Origin of the sequence: Candidatus Stoquefichus massiliensis AP9, from assembly GCF_000455285.1 — a bacterium.
Lineage (GTDB): Bacteria > Bacillota_I > Bacilli_A > Erysipelotrichales > Coprobacillaceae > Stoquefichus > Stoquefichus massiliensis.
Genome location: NZ_HG005298.1, coordinates 14,949 through 22,942 on the forward strand (window position 1 = coordinate 14,949; position 7,994 = coordinate 22,942).

The 7,994-nt window shown below is 32.5% G+C and carries 10 protein-coding genes; all 10 read left to right on the plus strand.

The window, feature by feature from the left end:
- Positions 1–369: CinA family protein (locus BN350_RS19700; RefSeq protein WP_044600443.1), on the plus strand; the 369-nt coding region annotated here is incomplete at its 5' end.
- 32 nt (positions 370–401) lie between these two features.
- Positions 402–1,451 (plus strand): recombinase RecA, encoded by a 1,050-nt coding sequence (gene recA, locus BN350_RS17125; RefSeq protein WP_028044688.1) that lies wholly within the window; start codon positions 402–404, stop codon positions 1,449–1,451.
- 48 nt (positions 1,452–1,499) lie between these two features.
- Positions 1,500–2,051: a TetR/AcrR family transcriptional regulator C-terminal domain-containing protein gene (locus BN350_RS17130; protein WP_028044689.1), complete on the plus strand. Its 552-nt coding sequence runs from the start codon at positions 1,500–1,502 to the stop codon at positions 2,049–2,051.
- A 141-nt stretch (positions 2,052–2,192) separates the two neighbouring features.
- Positions 2,193–3,752, plus strand: coding sequence for a ribonuclease Y (rny, locus tag BN350_RS17135; protein ID WP_028044690.1), 1,560 nt, complete (start codon positions 2,193–2,195; stop codon positions 3,750–3,752).
- 38 nt (positions 3,753–3,790) lie between these two features.
- The gene (locus BN350_RS17140; RefSeq protein WP_028044691.1) at positions 3,791–4,573 is read left to right on the plus strand and encodes a TIGR00282 family metallophosphoesterase; all 783 of its coding nucleotides are present in this window, start codon (positions 3,791–3,793) and stop codon (positions 4,571–4,573) included.
- Between the two features lie 48 nt (positions 4,574–4,621).
- Positions 4,622–4,882 carry a stage V sporulation protein S gene (locus BN350_RS17145; protein ID WP_028044692.1) on the plus strand — a complete coding sequence of 87 codons (261 nt, stop codon included), beginning with the start codon at positions 4,622–4,624 and terminating at the stop codon, positions 4,880–4,882.
- Between the two features lie 63 nt (positions 4,883–4,945).
- Positions 4,946–5,191, plus strand: a complete 246-nt coding sequence (locus BN350_RS17150; protein ID WP_028044693.1) for a hypothetical protein — start codon at positions 4,946–4,948, stop codon at positions 5,189–5,191.
- 85 nt (positions 5,192–5,276) lie between these two features.
- Entirely contained in the window at positions 5,277–6,719 is a 1,443-nt protein-coding gene (miaB, locus tag BN350_RS17155; RefSeq protein ID WP_028044694.1) for a tRNA (N6-isopentenyl adenosine(37)-C2)-methylthiotransferase MiaB, read from the plus strand.
- A complete protein-coding gene (locus tag BN350_RS19705) occupies positions 6,703–7,086 on the plus strand; it encodes a YlbF/YmcA family competence regulator (RefSeq protein ID WP_049945610.1) in 384 nt (127 codons plus the stop codon). Before miaB ends, BN350_RS19705 begins: the two co-directional genes overlap by 17 nt.
- Before the next feature lie 28 nt (positions 7,087–7,114).
- A partial coding sequence (locus BN350_RS19710; RefSeq protein ID WP_044600445.1) for an IMP dehydrogenase occupies positions 7,115–7,994 on the plus strand: 880 nt, incomplete at its 3' end.

Consider the following 7,994-nt stretch of genomic DNA (forward strand, 5'->3'; position numbering starts at 1 on the left):
AGTGGAATTTCAGCAGTTTATCGTGGGAGTTTGGTAAGTTATCAAACAAGAGTAAAAAGAGATGTCTTAAAAATTGATGAAAAAGTGATTCATCAATTTGGGGTTGTTTCTAATGAAGTGGCTGGTTTGATGGCAATACAAGGACAGAGAATGTTTGATAGTGACCTTTGCATTTCTTTTACTGGAAATGCTGGTCCTACAGCAATGGAAGGTAAACCTGTTGGGTTGGTTTATATTGGTATTGCATTTCAAGAAAAGATTCATACATTTTGTTTTGAACTATCTGGAGGTCGTGAAGATATCAAAAAACAGGCTATTTTGTTAGGAATTGAAAAAATTTTAAATATTTTGAAGAAAAATCAAAAATAAATGCGTATATATGAAGTAAGGAGGGAAAAATTATGGCAGAAAAAAAAGCAAAAAAAACAGAAAATCCTACTGAAAAAAAGGAAAAAGCATTGGCTGATGCAATTAGTCAAATTGAAAAACAATTTGGTAAAGGATCAGTTATGAAATTAGGAGAGCGTGTGGCTGTTGATATTGATGTTATTCCGACAGGGTCATTGACGCTAGATGCCGCTTTAGGAATAGGAGGGTATCCTAAGGGACGTATTATTGAGATATATGGTCCTGAGTCAAGTGGAAAAACAACTTTAACTTTACATGCTATTGCAGAGGTTCAAAAACAAGGTGGTCGTGCTGCCTTTATTGATGCTGAGCATGCAATTGATCCGGTTTATGCAAGAAATTTAGGAGTTAATGTTGATGAATTGATTTTATCTCAACCTGATAGTGGTGAACAAGGATTGGCTATTGCAGAGACTTTGGTGAAGAGTGATGCTATTGATTTGGTTGTTGTTGACTCTGTCGCAGCGCTTGTACCACAAGTTGAATTAGACGGGGAAATCAGTGATAATTCAGTTGGCTTACAAGCGAGAATGATGTCAAAAGCAATGCGTCGTTTATCTGGTCTTATGAATAAAACATCATGTACAATTATTTTTATCAATCAATTAAGAGAGAAAATTGGTGTGATGTATGGAAATCCTGAAACAACAACTGGTGGTCGTGCTTTAAAGTTCTATTCATCTGTACGTATTGAAATTAGACGTAGTGAAGCAATTAAGAATGGTTCTGATATTGTTGGAAATAAAGTCAATATCAAGGTTGTAAAAAATAAAGTTGCACCACCATTTAAGACAACTTCAGTTGATATTATTTATGGAAAAGGAATTGCCAGAGATGGGGAGATTATTGATCTTGCTGTTGAAAATAATATTATTGATAAATCAGGTGCTTGGTATGCATATCAGGGTGAGAAGATTGGACAAGGTCGAGAAAATGTTAAAATATTTATGGCCGAACACCCTGAAGTAATGGAAGAAGTAGAAAATAAATTAAAGGAAATTATTTTTGCTCATGATCCAATTGAAGAAGAAAAAGCCTCATAAGGAGGCTTTTGTTTTGGGGTTTCATCATGAGTTGTTGGAGGAAAAAACATGGCAAATTTTACAAAGAAAGCATTGATGGCTTCGTTTTCTAAACTATTAAATGAGAAACCTTTTGATAAGATTACAGTACAGGATATTGTTGATGATTGTGGAGTGAATCGTAATACTTTTTATTATCATTTTCAGGATATTTATATGTTATTGGAATGTTTACTGCAACAGGAATGTCAAAAGGTTGAGGAGACTTTAGATAATGATTTGACATGGATTGAATGTTTTGAAATTGGTTTTTCATTTGTTTTTTTGAATAAAACAGCTATTTATCATTTATATCAATCAATGAATAGAGAAACATTAGAATATTTTTTAGGACAAGTGATTGAAAGTATTCTGCAAAAATATATTGAAGTTCATTTTTCTGATATGAAAATTAGTGAAGAACGCAAAAAATTTATTATAAAGTTTTATAAATATGGAATTACTGGTATTTGTTTGGAAGGGATTGCTAATGAATCGACAGAGTTAGATATTCAAAAACGGTATATTCAAGATATTGAAACGAGTTTTCGGCGTAGTTTATTAAGTTCTATTCATGAATAGAACTTAATAATTTTTATCGGAATATTGGAAGCCATTCCATTATTTCGATATTTTATTGTCAATTTCACAAAAATACGGTATAATAAATTTGTGCGTGAAATGCACTTCATGAAATTTATCATAGGAAATAGGAGGAAGATTATGCCAGATGTAGGTATGCCTATCACTATTTTAACCTATGTTCTAGCAGTTGGTTTAGGATTTTTATTGTATTTTATTTTAACAAAAATAAAAGTATCAAAAGCAAATGTTGATGCAACAAAAATTGTAGAAGAAGCCACTGCCAAAGCTGATAATATAGTAAAGGAAGCTATTCTTGATGCAAAGACACAAGCTTATGAATATAAACTTGAAGCTGAAAAAGACATCAAGGAACAACGCTTAGAAGTTACTAAATTTGAAAATAAACTATTGCAGAGAGAACAAAATATCGATCGTAGAGATATTGCTTTACAAGGCAAAGAAGATGTTTTGGATGACAAGGCTAAGCAATTAGAGAAAAAAAGTGAAGAACTAGGTAAATTGGAGGCACAATTAAAGGAACAAATTGATGCAAAAATTGTGGAATTAGAAAAAATTGCTGCAATGAGTGCGAATGAAGCAAAAGTTGAACTCTTTAAGCAGGTTGAACAGAAAATGGCAACTGAAGTGACTGCTTATATCAAGGAACAGGAAGATGAAGCAAAATCGAAAGCCTCTCTTTACGCAAAAGATATTATAGCAGCGGCTATTAATCGTTATTCACAAGAAGAAACAATTGAACGTACAGTGAACGTTGTTGCTTTACCAAGTGAAGAGATGAAGGGACGTATTATTGGAAGAGAAGGAAGAAATATCAAAGCTATTGAAAATGCAACAGGTGTTGAATTGATCATTGATGATACACCAGAAGCAATTACAATTTCTTGTTTTGATCCAGTTCGAAGAGAGATTGCCAGATTATCGTTAGAAACTTTAATTCGTGATGGAAGAATTCAACCAGGACGTATTGAAGAGGTTGTACAAAAAACAAAAAATGAATTAAACGAAGTGATTCAAAAAACAGGTGAAGATGCAATTTTTGAGTTGGGGTTATCACGTGTTAATAAAGAAATTGTTATGATGTTAGGAAAATTAAAATATCGTACAAGTTATGGACAAAATGCTTTACAGCATTCATTAGAAGTTGCTCATTTTGCGGGTATGATGGCTGCTGAATTAGGGTTAAATCAGCAATTGGCACGACGTGCTGGCTTGCTACATGATTTAGGAAAAGCTGTAGATCATGAAATGGAAGGAAGTCATGTTGAATTAGGTGCTAAGTTTGCTAAGAAATATGGTGAAAATGCAACTGTTATTAATGCTATTGAATCACATCATGGTGATGTGGAGGCAACGAGTGTTATTTCTATTATTGTTGCAGCTGCAGACACATTGTCAGCAGCCAGACCTGGTAGCCGTAGCGAGACAATAGAAAACTATATTCAAAGATTAGAAAAATTAGAAGAAATATCTAAGAGTTTTGAAGGTGTTGATAAAGTCTTTGCGATTCAGGCAGGACGTGAAGTTCGTGTGATTGTTAAACCTGATAAAGTTGATGATTTGGCAAGTCATCAGTTAGCTCGTAACATTAGAGATAAGATTGAAAATGAATTGACTTATCCGGGGCATATTAAGGTGACAGTGATTCGCGAAGTTCGTGCGAATGAAATTGCAAAATAAAGATAGGGGAACCTATCTTTTTTTAAAGGAGAAGAGAGATGAAGATTCTTTTTATAGGTGATGTTTTTGCATCAATTGGTAGAGAAATGATTGATATATATTTGCCAAAGTTAAAACAAAAATATAATATAGATGTTGTTATTGCGAATGTTGAAAATGCAACTCATGGTAAAGGACTAAATAAAAGACATTATGAAGAATTTGTTTTTCAGGGAATTTCATTAATGACGATGGGAAATCATACATTTGCGAAAAAAGAATTGTTTGATTATATAGATGAGGCTGACCGTTTAGTTGTTCCTTATAATCAACCACAAGCATTACCGGGAGTTGGTAGTCGAGAAATGACAATTCAGGGTAAGCGTATTCGTGTAACGAATTTATTAGGTATTACTTTTATGGATGGCAAAGCTCAAAATCCGTTTGAAGCGATTGATGATGTCTTAAAGGAAGATACAAGTGATATACATATTGTTGACTTTCATGCGGAAGCAACAAGTGAAAAAATAGCTCTTGGTTATTATTTGGATGGTCAAGTGTCAGCGGTTCTTGGAACACATACACATGTGACAACTGCCGATGAAAAAATTTTACCCAAAGGAACAGCTTATCAAAGTGATGTAGGGATGACAGGGCCTTATGAGAGTGTTATTGGCTGTGATAAAGATGCAATTATTAAGAGGATGAAAATGGGTATTATGACACCTTTTCAGGTGGCAGAGAGTGTTGGACAGTTACGTGCCACATTATTAACTTTTGATGAAAAGAACAAATGTACAGATATTCAAAGAATTTGTATAGATCCAGATCATCATTTTTAGGTATATCTTATCCTCTTTGTTCATATAGTGTGGCAAGGAGGAATTTTTATGGAAATGATTAGAGTATCTTCATCATCGAAACCAAGTAAAGTAGCTGGAGCATTAACAAGTCTGCTACGTGAAAATCAAAATGTTCAGATTCAGGTAATTGGAGCAGCAGCTTTGAATCAGGCAATGAAAGCTATTGCCATTGCAAGAGGCTACATTGCTCCAGGTGGGTATGAGATTTATTGTATACCTTCTTTTTATGATTTGACGATTGATGATCAGGTGATTACATCGCTAAGATTAAATGTAGAAATGAAATAAAAAGACTTTCTTTTTTATGGAAAAGTGGGTATAATAGAATAAGAACAACAAGGAGGAAATATTATGGCAAAATGCAAATTATTAATGTCAACTGCACAAGTTCAAAAACTTATCAATTTTTTTGATGGGTATGAAGATGATAAAGTGAAATGTACATTTGTAAAGAAAACAGGAATTAAAGCTGAGATTGAATGTGAAACAGAATTGTCACCTGATGAAGCTGCTTCTTACTGCAAAGGACTTTTCAAAAAAACTCCAGATGGTGCAGTTTTATACTTCTCAATTCAGCCTGATGGATTCTTTGGTTAAAAAATAAAAAATAAGGACAATGTCCTTATTTTTTTCTTTCCTATTTTATAATATTTGATATAATAAGGCAGAAAGTGGTGAAATTATGAAAGATTATAGTAAATATTTTACAGGTCCATCTTTAAAAGATGCAAAGCATAGAGGTAAAGATAAAGTTCATCATATTGATGATGCTTATGAAGTGCCTACAGATATGATTGGAATTGGAAAAGGTCAGAAGTATTTTATTCAAACATATGGTTGTCAGGCAAATGAACGTGATAGTGAGACCTTAGCAGGTATTTTAGAAACATTAGGATATGATGCAACTGATGAAATTAAAGATGCTCAAGTTGTTTTATTAAATACTTGTGCAATCAGAGAAAATGCTGAGGAAAAGGTTTTTGGTAAAATTGGCTATTTAAAGAAATTAAAAAGAACAAATCCAAATATTATTTTTGGTATTTGTGGGTGTATGGCTCAAGAAGAAGTTGTGATTAAACGAATTTTAGAAAAACATCATCAGGTAGATATGATTTTTGGTACACATAATATTCATAGATTACCTATTTTATTAAAACAGGCAATGTTAGAAAAAGAAATGGTATTAGAAGTGTGGTCTAAAGAAGGTGATGTCATTGAAAATTTACCAAGTCACCGTGTTCATCCATATAAAGCATGGGTGAATATAATGTATGGCTGTAATAAATTTTGTACATATTGTATTGTGCCATATACTCGCGGTAAAGAAAGATCACGTTTATCAAAAGAAATTCTTGAAGAGGTTGTTTCTTTGAAAAATGAAGGGTATCAGGAAATTACATTATTAGGACAGAATGTTAATTCATATGGAAAAGACTTTGACAATAATTATAACTTTGCATCTTTGCTAGAAGATGTTGCAAAAACAGGTATTCCGCGTATACGTTTTACAACAAGTCATCCATGGGATTTTACAGATGACATGATTGACACAATCGCTCAATATGGCAATATTATGCCAGCTATTCATTTGCCTGTTCAGTCGGGAAATAGTGAAGTTTTAAAACGTATGGGAAGACGTTATAGTCGTGAACAATATTTAGATTTATTTGATCGTATTAAAAAGAGAATTCCTGATTGTACAATTACAACAGATATTATTGTTGGCTTTCCAGGTGAAACTGATGAACAGTTTGAAGATACTTTGAGTTTATATGAACACTGTGAATATGATTTGGCATATACATTTATTTATTCTCCACGTGATGGAACGCCAGCTGCTGCAATGGAAGATGACATAGATATTCATACCAAAGAACAACGTTTGTATCGTTTGAATGATCTGGTTAATGAAAAAGCCCATATGCAAAATCAAAAGTATCTTCATCAAATTGTTGAAGTATTGGTTGAAGGTGTTTCTAAAAAAGATGATGATATGCTAACGGGTTATACAGCTCATCAAAAACTGGTTAATTTCAAAGGAAATAAGGAACATATTGGTCGCATTGTACCAGTTAGAATTATTGAAGCCAAAACATGGGCATTAAAAGGTGAAGAAATTGAATAAGGCAATTGAAATAAAAGCGAAAGCATTAAATCAATGGATTTTAAATCACGATGTTGTAAAAGAATATCAGTATTATGAAAAAGAAGTTTCTAAGCATCCTCAATACTTACAATGGGAGAAAGAATTAAAACAGTTGCAACAAGAAATTGTTCAATGTAAACACACACATCAGGATTGTCAATCATTGATTAATACATATGAAAAAAAGAAAAAAATTTTTCATGAAAATCCTGTGATTTACAATTATTTAACTCTTAAAGAGGAAGTCAATGCATTACTTATAGAAATTCAAACTGATATTAATCAACAATTAAAGAAAAAGGTTGACGAAAACGACAAAAATCTATATAATTTTTCAATAAAATAGAATACAAAACAGATGAAGGAGAGAAAACATGGCATATTTTTTTGATGAACCATCACATACATTTAATGAATATTTATTAGTACCAGGATACTCAAGTACGGAGTGTCAACCTAAGAATGTAAGTTTAAAAACACCTTTGGTAAAATTTAAGAAAGGTGATGAGCCAGCAATATCATTAAATATTCCACTTGTTTCTGCAATTATGCAATCTGTATCAAATGATACAATGGCAGTTGCTTTAGCAAGAGAAGGTGGAGTTTCATTTATTTATGGATCTCAAAGTGTTGAATCGCAAGCAGAAATGGTCAGAAAAGTAAAGGCATATAAAGCTGGATTTGTACCTAGTGATTCTAATATTGCACCTTATCAAACATTAAAAGATGTTATTGCTTTAAAAGAAAAAACAGGACATTCAACAATGGCAGTGACTGAAGATGGAACAGCAAATGGAAAATTAGTTGGAATTGTTACAGGAAGAGACTATCGTGTATCACGTATGGAATTAGATACTCAAGTGTCTGAATTTATGACACCATTTGATAAATTAATTACTGCAACAAGTGGTGTTTCTTTAAAAGAAGCAAACGATATTATATGGGATAACAAATTAAATGCATTACCAATTATTGATGAAAATCAAAAGTTAGAATATTTTGTTTTTAGAAAAGATTATGAATCAAGAAAATCGAATCCAAATGAATTATTAGATGATTCAAAAAGATATGTTGTTGGAGCTGGAATTAATACAAGAGATTATGCACAGCGTGTTCCAGCATTAGTTGAAGCTGGTGCTGATGTTTTATGTATTGATTCAAGTGAGGGATTCAGTGAATGGCAAAAATTAACAATTGACTGGATAAGAGAACATTATGGTGATACAGTAAAAGTAGGAGCTGGTAATGTTGTTG

Coding starts and splice junctions, on each gene's coding strand:
- BN350_RS17150 (WP_028044693.1), top strand. CDS start 4,946: ATGGCAAAATGCAAATTATTAATGTCAACTGCACAAGTTCAAAAACTT.
- BN350_RS17140 (WP_028044691.1), top strand. CDS start 3,791: ATGAAGATTCTTTTTATAGGTGATGTTTTTGCATCAATTGGTAGAGAA.
- BN350_RS17130 (WP_028044689.1), top strand. CDS start 1,500: ATGGCAAATTTTACAAAGAAAGCATTGATGGCTTCGTTTTCTAAACTA.
- rny (WP_028044690.1), top strand. CDS start 2,193: ATGCCAGATGTAGGTATGCCTATCACTATTTTAACCTATGTTCTAGCA.
- BN350_RS17145 (WP_028044692.1), top strand. CDS start 4,622: ATGGAAATGATTAGAGTATCTTCATCATCGAAACCAAGTAAAGTAGCT.
- recA (WP_028044688.1), top strand. CDS start 402: ATGGCAGAAAAAAAAGCAAAAAAAACAGAAAATCCTACTGAAAAAAAG.
- miaB (WP_028044694.1), top strand. CDS start 5,277: ATGAAAGATTATAGTAAATATTTTACAGGTCCATCTTTAAAAGATGCA.